This is a genomic window from Bradyrhizobium sp. UFLA05-89, from assembly GCF_059803475.1.
In genome coordinates this window covers 40,881-55,941 of sequence record NZ_JBANBA010000012.1, presented here as the reverse complement: position 1 = coordinate 55,941, position 15,061 = coordinate 40,881, and the positions used below count along the sequence as shown (strand labels likewise).

Here is a 15,061-nt window from a genome sequence, read left to right as displayed (position 1 = left end):
TTTCCGTATGTCCTTTGATTTCAGCAAACTTCTCTCTTTCGCCTGGGGTGGCTGGACCACGACCTGGCCGACCAAACTCCTGGCGCTGATCTGGCTCGCCTGGCTTGCGAGCTGGGTTGGAGCCTCGTTCTGGCAGGGCCGCACCAAGAAGCAGGTGATGACGCTGGACTCGCAACGCTATCGCCTGCCGATCCTGATCGGCGGCATCCTGTTCACACCGTGGACTGCGGGAGTGCTGAACGAGAAGCCGCTGTGGGTGTTCGGCGAGACCGGCGTCTACATCGCGGCGCTCGTTGTGCTCGCCGGCATCTCCTTCACCTGGTGGGGACGTCTTCATCTCGGCAAGTTCTGGTCGAACACCATTACCCACAAGGAAGACCACCGCGTCATCGACACAGGCCCGTATGGCATCGTGCGTCATCCGATCTACACCGGCCTGATCGCCGGCATGCTCGCGACCGGCATCGCGGTCGGCACCGTGACGGCGATCCTCGGCGCCATCCTGATCTCGCTCGGCATGTGGCAGAAGGGCCGGATGGAAGAAGTCTTCCTGTCGAAGGAGCTCGGCGAAGATGCCTACGGCGCCTATTGCCGCCGCGTCCCGATGATCATTCCGTTCCTGTCGCCGCGGTAACATCTGCGCGCGGGCCTGCCGCCCGACATCCGGTTCCGACGGAACGAATTGTCGCATCCGGACATTCCCCCTTCATTCGGCAAATGGAGAATGGGAATGAGGAAATATCTCTTTGCAGCAGCCATGATCGGCGCAATGGCGGTTCCCGCGCTCGCGGACGAGGTGGGCGTCGGCGTTCGCGCCGGCCCGGTCGGCGGTGGCGTGACGGTTGGTGAATCCCACGAATATCGAGATCGCGATCGCGATCGCACCACCATCATCAAGCAGCGCGAGCCGCGTGAGGACAGGACGACCGTCATCAAGAAGCAGAATGAGGACGGCAGTCGCGAGAAGACCGTCATCCATCACGACAACGACTGACAAAAAGGGCCCGCGAACCGGGCCCTTCTTCTTGCAGCCTTTTCGCGAGCGTCAGCGTAGCGACTTCAACGCACCGACTTGGGCGGCGTGGCGGCGGCCTGCGCCGGCATGGCCGGCAACAGATGACGCGGGATGATGACATCCTGAGCGGCAGCAAGGGGCGCGCTTTCGGACAACCCATTGGCCTGCGCGAGCGACCAGACCGGCACGTGATATTGCGTGGCGATGCGATCGAGCGTGTCGCCGGCACGCATCGGTAGCTTCACGCCCGAGTCCCACAATTCCACCAGCGTGTCGCCAGGAACGAGATAGCGCAGCGGCACGGGGTCGCCCTGCGCCTGCGCCGGCACGCGCGGCAATTGCGCGACCATGTCGACGATCTGGCGATGGATGTCTTCAGACTTCTCGATGTTGATGTGGGTGACGCGCTTGTTCTGCTTCAAATCGAAGCTCGCATAATGGCCGCGATAGCCGGGCTCGGCGACCACGTCGCCGCCGCCGAGCACGCTGTCGGACAGATAGATGTTGATGAAGCGCTCGACGTTGAGCGGCACGTTTCCAGTCGCGTGCGCGGGATCGATGGTGATCACGAGGCTGACCGGAATCTTCTCCTCGGCAAGCATCTCGGCGAAGATGATCGAGCACAGCCCGCCCATGGAATGCCCCATCAGCACGATCGGCGCAGGCTGTTCGCGGTAGGCGGAGATCGCGCGCTGGGCGACCAGCCGGCAGATCGTGAATTCGTAGACGTCGGCCTTGAAGCCGGCTTCCGTCAACCGCTCGGCGAGGCGGTCCATGCCGGTCGAGAAGATCGGCCCCAGCGCACCGCGGAAGAGATAGACGCGCGGCGACGGCCCAGGCTCGGCCTCAGCGGGCAGCGGCGGCGGTTGCGGCAGTGACGGCGCCACGATCGCGACAGCCTTCTTCGGCTTTGCCGGCGAAGCGACCGCCACGGCGGTCGACAAGCCGAGGAGCACGCCGGCCGCCAGCAGGACCAATCGCCTCAAAACAACCATGCGTCCTGCAACCCCACCGCGGGAAGGCGGGCGCCTTCCCTGTTCCGGCCTTACTGACCACCGATTTGGCAGAATTTGGGGCACATAGCCTGCTCAATTGCACGCCAACGCCAATGCGCCCGCCTACCGCTCGCTTATCGAGAACCGGCGATGCGTCTGAACCAGTCGTCCAGAAGCGCCTTCTCGTAGCCGTAGCGGCCACCCAGGCGGCCGGAGGGGTTCATGAGATAGTTCATGTCGCTCAGATCGTCCTCGCCGCTCGTCGTGCGCCGGCCTCCGCCACTCAGCGTGTAGCGCAGCTTGATGCGCGGCGGCGTGACGTCGCGCATCACTCGCACGTCCGAGCCACGCCCCCTTGGCTCGTCCTGGCCGGCAAGATCGACATCCAGAACATCGATGCTCAGATTCTGCCCCGGAGCGAGAAGCCGCCTGCCCTGGCTTTCGAGATAGGCGCGAAACTCGGCCAGCGTGGCCTCGCGCGATCCGCCACCGTAAGCATCCGCGTCGGTGTACCGCTCAGGATTGATGAGGCGGACCTTGACGGCGGCAATGCCGGACGACGGACAGACCAACGCAGCCATCAGCACGGCGGCGGCAACCAACCCCCTGATCATGTGAGCCTTGCTTTTCCGAATGCGTTCAGTCGAGCTTCCCACGAACTCGGGAACGCCAGAATTGACATCGATAGTCCGTTTCGGCACTTAGAATCGTTCAATCGGGCCGGCACGTGCTCTCGCCTGATCATCTGGCGGCGTGATCGGCCCTGACGTTCATATCCGAGATCGCTCATATCCGAGATCGCTCATGACGACGCCAGCCTACATCGAACCGCTCAGCGGCACGCTCTATCCGCTGGACCAGCCGCGCTGGTGCTCCGACGACCGCAAGCCGCTGATGGTGACGCCGCTGCGCGGCATCTCGCGCGACGAGGTCGATCGCAGCGTGCGCTCGCTGTGGCGGTATCGCGCGGCGCTGCCGGTCGATATCGCGAGCCCGATCTCCATGGGCGAAGGCTGCACGCCCCTCGTGCAGAAGGAGTGGGGCGCGTTGAGGCCCTACTTCAAGCTCGAATGGTTCAATCCGACGGCCAGCTTCAAGGATCGCGGCACCACGGTGATGCTGTCTTTCATCCGCCAGCTCGGCATCAACGCAGTGCTCGAGGACAGCTCGGGCAATGGCGGCGCATCGGTCGCCGCCTATGGCGCCGCCAGCGGAATGAAGATCAAGATCCTGGCACCCGCGTCCACCTCGCCGATGAAGATCGCGCAGGTGCGCGCTTATGGAGCGGACATCCAGCTCGTGGAAGGGCCGCGCGAGGAGTCGGAGGCGGAAGCGATCCGCCAATCCAGCCACATCTTCTATTCGAGCCACAACTGGCAGCCCTTCTTCCTCGAAGGCACGAAATCGCTCGCTTACGAGATGTGGGAGGATTTCGGCTATTCGGCCCCCGACAACGTCGTCGTTCCCGTCGGTGCCGGCAGCAGCCTGCTCGGCTGCTATCTCGGCTTCAAGGAACTGCTCGCGGCGGGGCAGATCGCGCGGATGCCAAAGCTGTTCGCCTCGCAGCCCCTGAACTGCTCGCCGCTCGATGCGAGCTTCACGGCAGGCGTCGATACGCAGGTCTCGCGCGAGGTCCACAAGACCATCGCCGAGGGCACCGCGATCAAGAGCCCGCTACGCCTGCGGCAGATGGTGGCGGCATTGAGGGAAACCGGCGGGGGCACGGTGGCCGTCCCCGAAGAAGGCATCGTCGCGGGGCTGAAGAAGCTCGCGGTCACAGGCCTGTTTCCCGAGCCGACATCGGCAAGCGCCGCCGCCGCGCTCGACGAGCTTGCCCGGCGTGGCGCCATTCGCCCCATTGAGCGCACCGTCGTCGTCATCACGGGAACGGGAATCAAGGCGGCGTCGCTGATCACCGAGATCCTCGGCTAGCGCCGACGCGGCGGGGCGAGACGCCCCGCGGGACTCGCCTAGTTCCGAGCCGGCGCGGCAGCCGCGGCCGAACGCGCGACCGGCTTCGGCGCACGCGGCTCGGCCTGCGGGGCCGCGGGTGCACGCGAGCGCATCACCGCGGCATCGATCTCGGCGATCACGCGGCGCTGGATCAACTCGTTCTTGTCGATCGTGATGTGACCGGCGCCGGAGCCACGCACGTCGACATTGTCGAGCTTGCCGCGGAAGCCATCCGCCGCGCGCACCGGCTCGCCGGGGCCGTCGCCGATATAGAGATTGATGTAGCGCTCGGCGCCGGTCGAGAGCTTGGTCTTGAACACGGAGTCGAGGCCGATCGCGAGCTTCACGGGCACGCCGAGACGATTGAGCTTGGCGATCATGTCGGGCAGCGCGGTCGCACCCGAGGAATGCCCGACCAGAATGATGGTCTTCAGCCGCCCAGCCTTGTAGGCGGCGGCGGCCTCATCCGCGAGCGAGGACCACGAGACGAAGTTCGCAACCGTCACCGGGATGCCCTGTGCCTCGAGCCGCGAGCCGATGGTGTCGAGCCCGAGCGAGAAGATGTTGAGCACGCCGCGCAACAGATAGACATGCGTCGTCGCCGCCGGGTTCGGCGCCGTCGGAGCAGCCGTGGCGGGCCGCGGGCTGATGGCGAGTGCCGTCACCAGGCACAGGCAGAGCGCCCATGTCTTGAGTGCTGACAAGTGGCTTGCGCCGGCTGCGTAACGGCCGTTCGGTCTCATCGATCTTTTCCCTGGGAACACGCTTTCGCAATTGGCCGGAATCGTAGCCATGGCCTGCTCGCAGACGCAACAAAGAGCCGCGTGAGCAACAATCTTATCCGCGGCCCGTGACTGTTGCGCAACAGTTGCCCGGAACCCGTCACTGAAGAGGCTGTTTTGAGACCATTTTTCTCCAGGGAATTGCAGCCGGGGAAAGGCGTTCCTATTTCAGGGCTCCGCTGACCTGCCCTCCAGGGGCGGGTTCCAGCGTCCCCTCCCCAGTCCTTTCGGCCATCATGTCCTCCATCATCTCCGTCGCCAACCTGTCGAAGACCTATGGGTCCGGCTTCAAGGCGCTGAAAAACGTCAACCTCGACATCAAGCGGGGCGAGATCTTTGCGCTGCTTGGCCCCAACGGCGCCGGCAAGACCACGCTGATTTCGATCATCTGCGGCATCGCCAATCCGACCGAAGGCAAGGTCATGGTCGGCGGCGAGGACATCGTCAGCTCCTGGCGCAAGGCGCGCTCGCTGATCGGCCTGGTGCCGCAGGAGCTGCACACCGACGCATTCGAGAGCGTGTGGGCAACGGTGAGCTTTTCCCGGGGCCTGTTCGGCAAGCCGAAGAACCCCGCCCACATCGAGAAGGTGCTGAAGGACCTCTCGCTCTGGGACAAGAAGGACAACAAGATCATCACGCTCTCCGGCGGCATGAAGCGTCGCGTGATGATCGCCAAGGCGCTGTCGCACGAGCCGCAGATCCTGTTCCTGGACGAGCCCACCGCCGGCGTCGACGTCGAGCTGCGCAAGGGCATGTGGGAGGTGGTGCGCACCCTTCAGCAATCCGGCGTCACCATCATTCTCACCACCCACTACATCGAGGAAGCCGAGGAGATGGCCGACCGCATCGGCGTCATCAACAAGGGCGAGATCGTGCTGGTCGAGGACAAGGCGACCTTGATGCAGAAGCTCGGCAAGAAGCGGCTGACGCTGCATCTTGCGCAGAAAATCGATGCGCTGCCGGTGAGTCTGGCGCCCTACGCCCTTGAGCTTCGCGAAGGCGGCGCGACGCTGGTCTACGACTACGACACCAAGGGCGAGCGCACCGGCATCACCAGCCTGCTCGGCGACCTCCGCAGCGCCGGCATCCGGTTCGCTGACCTCGACACGACGCAATCGTCGCTCGAGGATATCTTCGTCGACCTCGTGAGGACGTCATGAATCTGCACGCCGTTCGTGCCATCTACCTGTTCGAAATGGCGCGCACCTGGCGCACGCTGGTGCAAAGCATCGTCTCGCCGGTGGTCTCGACCTCGCTGTATTTCGTGGTGTTCGGTGCCGCGATCGGATCGCGCATCGACCATGTCGAGGGCGTGAGCTACGGCACGTTCATCGTGCCGGGCCTCGTGATGCTGTCGGTCTTGACCCAGAGCATCGCCAACGCCTCCTTCGGCATCTACTTCCCGAAATTCGTCGGCACGATCTACGAAATCCTCTCCGCGCCGATCTCCTATTTCGAGATCGTGCTCGGCTATGTCGGAGCGGCCGCGACCAAGTCGATCATTCTCGGCCTGATCATTCTCGCCACCGCCGGGCTTTTCGTGCCGCTGCATATCCACCATCCGATCTGGATGCTGACCTTCCTTGTGCTGACCGCGGTGACCTTCAGCCTGTTCGGCTTCATCATCGGCATCTGGGCCGACGGCTTCGAGAAGCTCCAGATGATCCCGATGCTGGTGGTGACGCCGCTGACCTTCCTCGGCGGCAGCTTCTACTCCGTGAACATGCTGCCGTCGGGCTGGCGCACGGTCGCGCTGCTCAACCCGGTGGTCTATCTGATCTCCGGCTTCCGCTGGAGTTTCTTCGAGATCGCCGATGTCAGCGTGGCCTTGAGCATTGGCATGACCACGGCCTTCTTGGTGGCCTGCCTGGTCATGATCGGCTGGATCTTCCGCACCGGCTATCGGCTGAAGAATTGACGTCTGCCGTCATTCCGGGGCGTGCGAAGCATGAACCCGGAATCTCGGGCCACAACCTCTAGATTCCGGGCTCGCGCGCTCTGCGCGCGCCCCGGAATGACGATCTGAGCCGTCACCTGTAGCAATGGAAGTGGTGGTAGCCGTCATAATAACCGCGGCAGCGATGGCGCCAGCCGTGATGGGGAATGCCGAACACGCCCTCGACCGCGCCCACGGCGCCGCCGACACCAGCCCCGACAGCGCCTCCGACCACGCCGCCGACAGGCCCGGCGACGCGGTTGCCTTCATAGGCACCTTCCTGGGCGCCGCGCACGATGCCCTGGGTATGTCCCGGCTCCGGCAGGAGCGCAAGCAGCAGGCATGCGGCAAACAGGGGGCGTAAAGGCAAACCAGCCGGCAACGCGGCCGCGGTTGAGCGAGCTTTGTTCATCTCAATATCCCAGTGGATGGACCGGCGACTTGACCGGTGACGGCAGGCGGTTTGAAACGCCGCTGCGGCCAAATGGTTGCGCATCCGTGACGGCGAATTGGCGATGCGCCGCGCTCGCGAAAATGTCACGCCGCACGCGCGGATTCGTGATGAAGCAGCCTTGCTTACGCCCGGCGCCAAGTTAACGATGGGCAAGTCGGGCCACTGGAACCGAAACCTGATTGCGGGCATAGTACACGCCGGGGGACGGAGAGCCGCGGCGCTTGCGCGAACGGGCCGGAGGCCAGGAGTAAAATGCGTACCTTATTTGTTGCAATCGTCTCATTGATGCTTTTCAGCGCGGGCACCGCGCAGGCCAAGGTCGACATCACCATCGACAAGGACAATCAGCGGATGACCGTCGCGGTCGACGGCGTCGCGCGTTATCACTGGCCGGTCTCGACCGGCATCCCTTCCCGCGAGACGCCGAGCGGCAGCTTCCGCGCCTTCCGCATGGAAGAGGATCACTACTCCAAGGAATTCGACGACGCGCCGATGCCGCACTCGATCTTCTTCACCAAGATCGGGCATGCGATCCACGGCACCGACTCGGTCGGCCGGCTCGGCACGCCAGCGTCCCATGGCTGTGTGCGGTTGTCGCGCGAGAATGCCTCGACGCTCTATGCGCTGGTGCAGGAGCAGGGCGTGCTCAACACCACAGTGACTCTGACCGGCTCGGCCCAGGTCGCCTTGATGCGCAATCCGCGCAGCCGCGGCACCAGCGCGGTGGCGCGCGCCGCGCAGCCGTACGGTGACCAATACACTGCAGCCGGCGAACCCGTCGACCTGACGCCGCAGGCGCAGCCGGGACGCCGCGTGGTGCCGCAGGACGACGGCTATATCTACCCGGCCGACGGCAGCGACACCGGCGCCCGCTATCCAGCACCGCGCAGCTCGCGCCAGGTCTATGATGCGCAGGTCTATCAGCCGCAGCGGCAGTACCAGACTTACGATCCGAGCTACGGCCAGCAGGGCTATTATCAGCAGCAGCCCCGCCAGTACTATCAGCCGCGCACCTACTACAACTATCAGAACTGACGGCTGAAGCGACCGGCTATCTGGACGCGCTAACCACCTTCGCCGACCAGCACGAACGGCGCCCAGACGGCGGGATCGGCATTGCGCGGCGAGGCGCGGTCGGCGATCAGCGCCCGCATGGAGCGGCGCAGTGCCTCGGCGCGGCCGATGCCGGGATGTGAGGCGAGTTCGGAGAACGCGCCGGTGGTCAGCCGCACGGCCGCCTCGGAATCGACCGGCCAGTGCGACACCAGCAGCGCGCGGGCACCGGCGTAGAAGAATGCGCGCGCAAGGCCCGACAGGCCCTCGGCACCGGGCCTGTCGCCGGCCGCCGTGTTGCACGCCGACAGCACCGCCCAGTCGGCATCGAGCTTGAGCCTTGCGATCCGGCTGGCGGTGAGCAGGCCGTCGTCCTCGCGCGTCGGCTTGTCCGGCAAGGTCAGCACCAGGGCGGGCTCGGCGAGACCGTTGACCTCGCCGGCCACGAGACCATGCGTCGCGAAATCGACGACGCGATACTGATCGAGCGGCAGCGTGCTGACATTGGTGACGGTCGCGGCCGGACCGAGCTTGACGTCGTCCTGCGGCGAGGCGCCGAGCGCGCGCGCCACCGCCTGCAATTCGCCCGCGGTTTCCGGGAGCGCCGGCAAGCCCGTGCGCAGCCGCTCCAGATCGACGCTCGTGCCATCATAGTAGCTCTGGTAAGGCTGCACATTGCGCCCGGCGCTCGCGCGCTTGTCGCCGCTCGCGCGCTGGAACACAGGATCGCCGAACCCGACGAACGGTCTCGACGCACGCGAATCCTTCGCAAAGCTGCGTAGCGCGCGCAGGCTCGCCACCGAGGGCAGCACGGTGATCACGCGCTCATTGAGCAGCCAGGCCGCCTGCCGGTAGCGATCATCCTTGCCGAGCGCTGGATCGGGTTTCTTCGTCACCAGCACGTGGAACGGCAGGCTGGTCAGCGCGCCCGCGGGAACCACCAGCAGTTTCGGCTTGCCGGAGATGTCCGCCATGACCGGACCAAGCAGCGCGGCGTAGAGCTCAAAGGCGGCATCGAGATCGAACGATGTCTGCGTCGCCTCGGAATTGGCAAGTCCGAGCCGCAGATGCGCGACGCGGTCGCTGATCGCCTTGCTGCCGAGCGCGATCTGGCGCAGCGCGCTCGTCTCACGTGTCACGGCGAACACGTAGGTCTTGTCGTCCAGGACGAGAAAGGCGACCTGCGCCTCATCGGGCTTCAGTAGAGCCTGCGCCTGCGCGATCGGCAGCGGCTCGGGATCCGACAGTTCGGCGTAGGCGGGAAAGCCCTTGTCGAGCAGGGTCGAGGCCTCGTCGTAGGATTTTTGCGTTCGCGCGATCTCAGCGCGAAGGCTGCTGATCAGCACGTCGTTGCGCTTACCGTCGGGCTGGCCGAGCTCGGTCGTGACGCGCTTGTCGAGCGTGTCGAGCATGACTTTCAGGTCCTGCTGCCGCCGCACCAGCACCGCGATTGCGTCACTGCCGGCGCCGAACCGCACCGCCATCTGCGACAGCGCCGCGCCCGCCTTGGTATCATGGGCCCGCTGCGCGGCGCCAAACGCCTCGTCCCTTGCCGTATCGTCAGGCCTGCCGTCCGAAACGCGCCAGATCGCTTCGATCAACGCCGGGTCAATCTCGGTGAAACGGGTGAACTGCGTATTGCGCAGCGCGTTCAACGCCGCCGATGCCCGCCGCAGCATCGCGAGCGCATCGGTCCATTTGCCTTCGCGCGCGTCGACGTCGGCGAGATTGACCATCGTGGCAATGGTGTCCTGATGGTTCGCGCCGAGCCTCTCCTGTGCGATGGCGAGCGCACGGCGAAGTTTTTCCCGTGCATCGGCGAGCTGACCGGTCCTGAGATCGAGCACCGCGATGCTGCGAAGATCGCCGATGAGCTGCGGATGGGCATTGCCCAGCAGGCGCTCGTCGATCTCGAGCGCGCGGCCGAGATATTGCCTGGCCTCGTCGGCTCGTCCAGCCTCCACCAAGGCCTGACCGAGCGAGTTCGCCGCGACGGCGGTCTGGGCGGCGCCCTGGCCGAACTTCCGCTCCATCAGCAGCAGCGAGCGCTGGTAGAGCGGGATCGCCTGTTCGGCTCGGCCGAGGCTGCGATAGCTGTTGGCGAGGTTGGTGAGGATGCGCCCGACATCGGCGCTGTCGGCGCCGAACGCCTTCTCGTCGATCGCAAGCGCGCGCTCCTGCAGGCCCACGGCCGCCTCGACCTTTCGCTGGTCGACATAGTTGTTGGCGAGGTTGACGAGCGCAATCGCCGTGATCGGGTGGTTGGGGCCGTATTGCTTTTCATAGGCCTGAAGCATCTGCTGATAGAGTTTTTCCGCTTCGGCAAAGCGCGACTGCCGCTCCAGAACGATTGCCAGATTGCCAGTCGCCCCCGTAACGAGCGGATGATCCTCGCTACGCCGCGCGCGGCCGACCGCGAGTGCGCGCCGGAAGATCGCCTCGGCATCGGCAAAGCGGCCGACGGCCTGATAGAGGTTGCCGAGATCGTTCAGCGTCTTCTCGTGGTTGGGAGCAGCTTCAGCATCGCGGCCATAGGCCTTGTCGAGTGTGTCGAGCGCCTGCTTCAGGAGACGCTCGCCGTCGTCGAAGCGTCCGAGCAGGCCGTACACGTCGCCGAGATCGTCCATCGCTGTGGCAATTTCGTGCGGCGGTGCATTCGGGGTGTTTTGCCAGCTCGCCAGCGCGGTTTCGAAATAGCGCGCGGCCTCACCAAAATTCTCCTTGTCGCGCGCAAGCCCGCCGAGAGCGGCAAGGGTGCTTGCAAGCCTGACGTCATTGGCGCCGAAGGAAGATGTGCCGAGCGCCAGCGCACGCTCGGCGATCGCCGTCGCCTCGGTGCGTCGGTCGAGCATGCCGAGGGAGGTGACCAGGATGTTCGAGGTACGCAGCGTCGAGGCAACGTCGGTGTTGCGCAGCTTGATCGCGAGCGCCGCGTTGAGCTTGTCGACGGCCTCGCCGTAGCGTCCGAGATTGTGCAGGCACAGGCCTTCATTGTGCAGCACCCCGGCATAGTTCATGTTGTCGGTGCCCTGCCGCCGGCGAACCAGCACCTCGAGCTTCTCGGCGGCCGCCAGGGCCTCGGCCATGCGGCCCGCCTGGATGCTTGCCGCCATCTGCGCCTGGAGCGAATCAAAATCATTGCCGCGCTGGGCGAAAGCGGGCTCGCCGAATAACGAGACCGCCAGCATGAGGGCGGCGAAGACGCGAGCGCGGCGCATATGGAGGCCCCCGTCACACGCTTCAAATGACAATGGCCTCAAGAGTAAAGGCCGCAGCCGCCGCTGTCGACAGCATGCGAGGACGCCGGGCCGCGGCCTGAAAGCCACGGTCTCCGATCTTCAGCACTCGGGCGAAGCCAACGGGCGCAAATGCCTGTAGACTGGCCAAAGCCGTCGAAAACCGGTTCAAACCTCCTGCTTCCCTCTTGCCCTGCGTGCCCCGATGCCATCCCCTGCCCTGACGATCCTAACGGCCTTTTGTGTTCTCATCGCTGGACGGGCCATGGCCTTCGATTCAACCTTCGATCTCGAAGCGCATCGCGGCGGGCGCGCGCTGCTGCCGGAAAACACCCTGCCCGCCTTCGCCAACGCGCTGTCGATGGGCGTCGACACGCTGGAGCTCGACGTCGGCGTCACCGCGGACGGCGAGGTCGTCGTGTCGCATGAGCGCGGCCTCAATCCGGATCTCGCGCGCGACGCCGCAGGCGCCTATGTCGGTGCTCCGGGGACGCCGTTCGTAAAACTGCGGCTCGACGAGGTCAGGACGTATGACGTCGGTCAGATCCGCCCTGACAGTGCCTACGCCAAGCAGTTTCCCGAGCAGCGCGCGGTGCAGGGGACGCGGATTCCGACGCTGAAGGAGGTGTTCGCGCTAGTCGAAAAATCCGGCAATACGCGCGTGCGCTTCAACATCGAGACCAAGATCGATCCGAACCATCCGGACGAGTCGCCGGATCCGCGAGCCTTTGTCACGCATCTTCTCGGCCTCATCGACGCCGCGGGGTTTTCGGGCCGCGTCATGATTCAGTCCTTCGACTGGCGGACGCTGCTTCTGGTCCAGCAGCAGGCACCGAAAATTCCGACCGTCTATCTGACGCTGCAGCGCGGCTCGGCGCCGACCAACGCCCTCGACAGAGCCACCGAGTGGACGGCGGGCTTCAATCCGGCCGATCATGGCGGCTCTCTGCCACGCACGATCAAGGCGGCCGGCGGCGCGGTCTGGTCACCCTATTTCGGCGACGTGACCGCGGCTCTGGTCACGGAAGCTCACGAGCTCGGCCTGCGCGTCGTCGTCTGGACCGTCAACAAGGCGGACGACATGGCGCGGATGATCGAGATCGGCGTCGACGGCATCATCTCCGATCGCCCCGACCTGTTGCGGCAGGTCGCCGGCGAAAAAGGCATCGCGCAGCCCGCAGGCACGCCGGTCAGTCCGTAGGTCTCCCCTCGCGCGGGCGCCGGGCTACGAACTTTCAGCTACTCCCCGTCCCGCAGACGCCGGTACAGCGCGCCGATGATGTTGGAGTAGTCGTCGGTCCAGACCCGCACCTTGTCGTCGGCCTCGGTCTCCTCCCATTGCTTGGAGGAGGCGAGCTTTCCGACATCGGCTTCCTCGCGCGCGGAGACGACGACGTCGGTCGCGAAGATGTAGTCCGCATCACGCCCGGAATCCTCGTTGTAGACCCAGCTCTTGAGATCGTTGGCATCGGCAATGCCGACCACGACCGGCTCGAGGTCGAGATGGCGGTTGGAGATGTGCATCACGACTGCGCCGTGCGGGGCGAGCTTGTCCTTGTAGATCTTCATCGCTTCTTCGGTCGCAAGATGGATCGGGATCGCGTCCGAGGAGTAGGCATCGACGATGATGAGGTCATAGATGCCGTCAGGCTCCTTGGCGAAGGTCAGACGCGCATCGCCGATCACCGGCTTCAGGCCCGGCGCACAGCTCGAGATGTAGCGGAAATATTTGGGATCGCTCGCGGTATCGACCATGGTCTGGTCGATCTCGAAGAACTTCCAGCTTTCGCCGGGTTCGGCGGCGCAGGCGAGCGTGCCGGAGCCGACGCCGATCGCGGCCACCTTTAGCGGTGCGCCCTTGCGCTCGCGCATGGCAGCGATGGCCTGACCGATGCCGCCATCCCTGTGATAGTAGGTGATCGGCTCGGGCCGCCCCTCGACCGGCGTGCCGTCATTGTTGCGGAAACGCTCGGCGCCGTGGATCGTGGTGCCGTGCATCAGCACGTGGAAATAACCGCCGGGCGTCACCACGATCTTGTGCACGCCGAAGAAGCTGCGCACCGTCTCGACGCGGCCTTCATCCGCCGGGTAGACGCGGGTCAGCGCCAGTGCGAGCACGATCGTTGCAAAGATCTTCCAGCGGTTGGCATTGAGCGCGAGCGCCAGAAGCGCTGCGAGCAGGCCGACGGCGCCGGCGATCCAGACGCGGTGATCCTCGAACCAGGTCGTGACCTGCTCTGGGATTTGGCCGGTTGAATAGGACGGCGCCACCAGTGCGATGGCGAGCGCGGCGAGCACGAGCCAGTACCACTTCATGATGGAAGCAAGCCGCTCGCCTGCCGATGGCCGGCATAGCGCGGCGAGCGCGATCAGGATCGGATATTCCGCGATCCAGGAGAAAGTGAAAGGCGCGACGAGGCCGGCGAACAGGCCGCCGACCATGCCGCCGAATGACAGCGCGACATAGAAGCCGGTGAGATATTTTGCGGCCGGTCGCGTGCGCGCCAATTCGCCATGGCAGGCCATAGCGATGACGAAGAAGCAGAGCTGGTGGCCGCCCAGCGTCAGCAGCAGATTCTGCTCGCCGCCGAAAGCCAGCAGGATCACGGTGCCGGCAATCGCGAGCGGCTGGAGCCTCAGCATCCATCTGTGCGGCAACAGCGGCCGCGACTGGAACACCAGCACCCAGGTCAAGAGGTAGAGCGACAAAGGCACCACCCAGAGAAGCGGTGCGGCGGCGACGTCAGTCGAGATATGCGCGGTTACCGCGATCAGGAGGCCGGAAGGCACCGCAGCAAGGAAGATCCACCGTGTGCGAACGAGCCAGCTCGGGGCCGGCGAGCTCGTGTCCTCGGTTCGCGCCTCAGCCACCGCCGGCGCCGGCGAGCGCAACAGCAGCACGCCACAGGCCGCGATCAACAGGATCAATAACCCATAGCCGACGGTCCAGAGCCAATTCTGTGTGCGCAGCGTGAACACCGGCTCCAGCAGCACCGGATAGGACAACAGCGCGAGGAAGCTGCCGATATTGGAGGCGGAGTAAAGGAAATAGGGATCGGGACCATCGGGGTGGCCAGTGCGGACGAACCACGCCTGCAACAGCGGATTGTTGGCGGCGAGCGCGAAGAACGGCAGGCCGATCGACACTGCAAACAGGCCGAGCAGCCAGAACGCATAGCCCGAGGTCGGAGGCTCGCCGAACGAATGCGCAATCCCGAGCGGCAGCGTCAGCAAGGCCACTACCAGCAGCACGAGATGGATGACGACGGGAATCACGCGGTTCCTGATCTGCATCAGGAAATGCGCATAGGCATAGCCGGCGAGCAGTAGCGACTGGAAGAACACCATCGCCACCGACCACACCGCCGGCGAGCCGCCGAGCCGCGGCAGCACCATTTTCGTGAACAGCGGCTGCACCGAGAACAGCAGCAGCGCGCTGACGAAGATCGCGGCGGTGTAGACCGTCAGCACCAGCCGGTTGCGCGAGGCGGACGGCTGCTCGGTGACGGTGGGAGGCACGATCGAATCCATGAAAGCTCCGGCAAAACCCCGGCGGGCGCCGGGCGCGCGCAATGGAGCACAAGGCGCATGAACGGGCAATAAAGGGTGGGACTGTCGCGACAGCGAATGCCTGATA

The 15,061-nt window shown here is 65.1% G+C and carries 13 protein-coding genes; 7 read left to right on the top strand and 6 right to left on the bottom strand.

Features of this window, described 5'->3' with window-relative positions; genetic code table 11:
* The first annotated feature begins 7 nt into the window (after positions 1 to 7).
* Positions 8 to 634: a methyltransferase family protein gene (locus tag SO139_RS09140; RefSeq protein WP_449379281.1), complete on the top strand. Its 627-nt coding sequence runs from the start codon at positions 8 to 10 to the stop codon at positions 632 to 634.
* Between the two features lie 96 nt (positions 635 to 730).
* Complete coding sequence (locus SO139_RS09135; RefSeq protein WP_449379282.1) at positions 731 to 994, top strand: hypothetical protein; 264 nt, start codon at positions 731 to 733, stop codon at positions 992 to 994.
* A 65-nt stretch (positions 995 to 1,059) separates the two neighbouring features.
* On the opposite strand, the gene SO139_RS09130 is transcribed toward SO139_RS09135, so the two are convergent.
* Both SO139_RS09130 and SO139_RS09125 read right to left on the bottom strand, forming a co-directional pair.
* Positions 1,060 to 2,010, bottom strand: a complete 951-nt coding sequence (locus tag SO139_RS09130; protein ID WP_449379283.1) for a LysM peptidoglycan-binding domain-containing protein — start codon at positions 2,008 to 2,010, stop codon at positions 1,060 to 1,062.
* A 134-nt stretch (positions 2,011 to 2,144) separates the two neighbouring features.
* A complete protein-coding gene (locus SO139_RS09125; protein WP_449379284.1) occupies positions 2,145 to 2,624 on the bottom strand; it encodes a DUF3016 domain-containing protein in 480 nt (159 codons plus the stop codon).
* A gap of 190 nt (positions 2,625 to 2,814) precedes the next feature.
* On the opposite strand from SO139_RS09125, the gene SO139_RS09120 reads away from it, so the two are divergent.
* Positions 2,815 to 3,942 (top strand): threonine synthase, encoded by a 1,128-nt coding sequence (locus SO139_RS09120; RefSeq protein ID WP_449379285.1) that lies wholly within the window; start codon positions 2,815 to 2,817, stop codon positions 3,940 to 3,942.
* Between the two features lie 38 nt (positions 3,943 to 3,980).
* Here the strand turns inward: SO139_RS09120 and SO139_RS09115 are convergent, their stop codons facing one another.
* Positions 3,981 to 4,706, bottom strand: a complete 726-nt coding sequence (locus tag SO139_RS09115; RefSeq protein WP_449379286.1) for a hypothetical protein — start codon at positions 4,704 to 4,706, stop codon at positions 3,981 to 3,983.
* A gap of 275 nt (positions 4,707 to 4,981) precedes the next feature.
* On the opposite strand from SO139_RS09115, the gene SO139_RS09110 reads away from it, so the two are divergent.
* A complete protein-coding gene (locus tag SO139_RS09110; RefSeq protein WP_449379287.1) occupies positions 4,982 to 5,905 on the top strand; it encodes an ABC transporter ATP-binding protein in 924 nt (307 codons plus the stop codon).
* Positions 5,902 to 6,663: an ABC transporter permease gene (locus SO139_RS09105; RefSeq protein ID WP_449379288.1), complete on the top strand. Its 762-nt coding sequence runs from the start codon at positions 5,902 to 5,904 to the stop codon at positions 6,661 to 6,663. Before SO139_RS09110 ends, SO139_RS09105 begins: the two co-directional genes overlap by 4 nt.
* Before the next feature lie 112 nt (positions 6,664 to 6,775).
* Here SO139_RS09105 and SO139_RS09100 read toward each other — a convergent pair whose 3' ends face one another.
* On the bottom strand, positions 6,776 to 7,093 hold the full coding sequence (locus SO139_RS09100) for a hypothetical protein (RefSeq protein WP_449379289.1): 318 nt from the start codon (positions 7,091 to 7,093) through the stop codon (positions 6,776 to 6,778).
* A gap of 294 nt (positions 7,094 to 7,387) precedes the next feature.
* On the opposite strand from SO139_RS09100, the gene SO139_RS09095 reads away from it, so the two are divergent.
* A complete protein-coding gene (locus SO139_RS09095) occupies positions 7,388 to 8,170 on the top strand; it encodes a L,D-transpeptidase (protein ID WP_449379290.1) in 783 nt (260 codons plus the stop codon).
* A 29-nt stretch (positions 8,171 to 8,199) separates the two neighbouring features.
* Here SO139_RS09095 and SO139_RS09090 read toward each other — a convergent pair whose 3' ends face one another.
* Positions 8,200 to 11,406 carry a CHAT domain-containing tetratricopeptide repeat protein gene (locus tag SO139_RS09090; RefSeq protein WP_449379291.1) on the bottom strand — a complete coding sequence of 1,069 codons (3,207 nt, stop codon included), beginning with the start codon at positions 11,404 to 11,406 and terminating at the stop codon, positions 8,200 to 8,202.
* A gap of 283 nt (positions 11,407 to 11,689) precedes the next feature.
* Between SO139_RS09090 and SO139_RS09085 the strand changes: the two genes are divergently transcribed.
* The gene (locus tag SO139_RS09085; protein ID WP_449379292.1) at positions 11,690 to 12,625 is read left to right on the top strand and encodes a glycerophosphodiester phosphodiesterase; all 936 of its coding nucleotides are present in this window, start codon (positions 11,690 to 11,692) and stop codon (positions 12,623 to 12,625) included.
* 38 nt (positions 12,626 to 12,663) lie between these two features.
* Here the strand turns inward: SO139_RS09085 and SO139_RS09080 are convergent, their stop codons facing one another.
* Complete coding sequence (locus tag SO139_RS09080) at positions 12,664 to 14,955, bottom strand: fused MFS/spermidine synthase (RefSeq protein WP_449379293.1); 2,292 nt, start codon at positions 14,953 to 14,955, stop codon at positions 12,664 to 12,666.
* Between the last annotated feature and the right edge of the window lie 106 nt (positions 14,956 to 15,061).

Excerpts from the sequence above, each read along its gene's own strand:
- SO139_RS09140 (WP_449379281.1), top strand. The coding sequence starts at position 8 with ATGTCCTTTGATTTCAGCAAACTTCTCTCTTTCGCCTGGGGTGGCTGG.
- SO139_RS09135 (WP_449379282.1), top strand. The coding sequence starts at position 731 with ATGAGGAAATATCTCTTTGCAGCAGCCATGATCGGCGCAATGGCGGTT.
- SO139_RS09130 (WP_449379283.1), bottom strand. The coding sequence starts at position 2,010 with ATGGTTGTTTTGAGGCGATTGGTCCTGCTGGCGGCCGGCGTGCTCCTC.
- SO139_RS09125 (WP_449379284.1), bottom strand. The coding sequence starts at position 2,624 with ATGATCAGGGGGTTGGTTGCCGCCGCCGTGCTGATGGCTGCGTTGGTC.
- SO139_RS09120 (WP_449379285.1), top strand. The coding sequence starts at position 2,815 with ATGACGACGCCAGCCTACATCGAACCGCTCAGCGGCACGCTCTATCCG.
- SO139_RS09115 (WP_449379286.1), bottom strand. The coding sequence starts at position 4,706 with ATGAGACCGAACGGCCGTTACGCAGCCGGCGCAAGCCACTTGTCAGCA.
- SO139_RS09110 (WP_449379287.1), top strand. The coding sequence starts at position 4,982 with ATGTCCTCCATCATCTCCGTCGCCAACCTGTCGAAGACCTATGGGTCC.
- SO139_RS09105 (WP_449379288.1), top strand. The coding sequence starts at position 5,902 with ATGAATCTGCACGCCGTTCGTGCCATCTACCTGTTCGAAATGGCGCGC.
- SO139_RS09100 (WP_449379289.1), bottom strand. The coding sequence starts at position 7,093 with ATGAACAAAGCTCGCTCAACCGCGGCCGCGTTGCCGGCTGGTTTGCCT.
- SO139_RS09095 (WP_449379290.1), top strand. The coding sequence starts at position 7,388 with ATGCGTACCTTATTTGTTGCAATCGTCTCATTGATGCTTTTCAGCGCG.
- SO139_RS09090 (WP_449379291.1), bottom strand. The coding sequence starts at position 11,406 with ATGCGCCGCGCTCGCGTCTTCGCCGCCCTCATGCTGGCGGTCTCGTTA.
- SO139_RS09085 (WP_449379292.1), top strand. The coding sequence starts at position 11,690 with ATGGCCTTCGATTCAACCTTCGATCTCGAAGCGCATCGCGGCGGGCGC.
- SO139_RS09080 (WP_449379293.1), bottom strand. The coding sequence starts at position 14,955 with ATGGATTCGATCGTGCCTCCCACCGTCACCGAGCAGCCGTCCGCCTCG.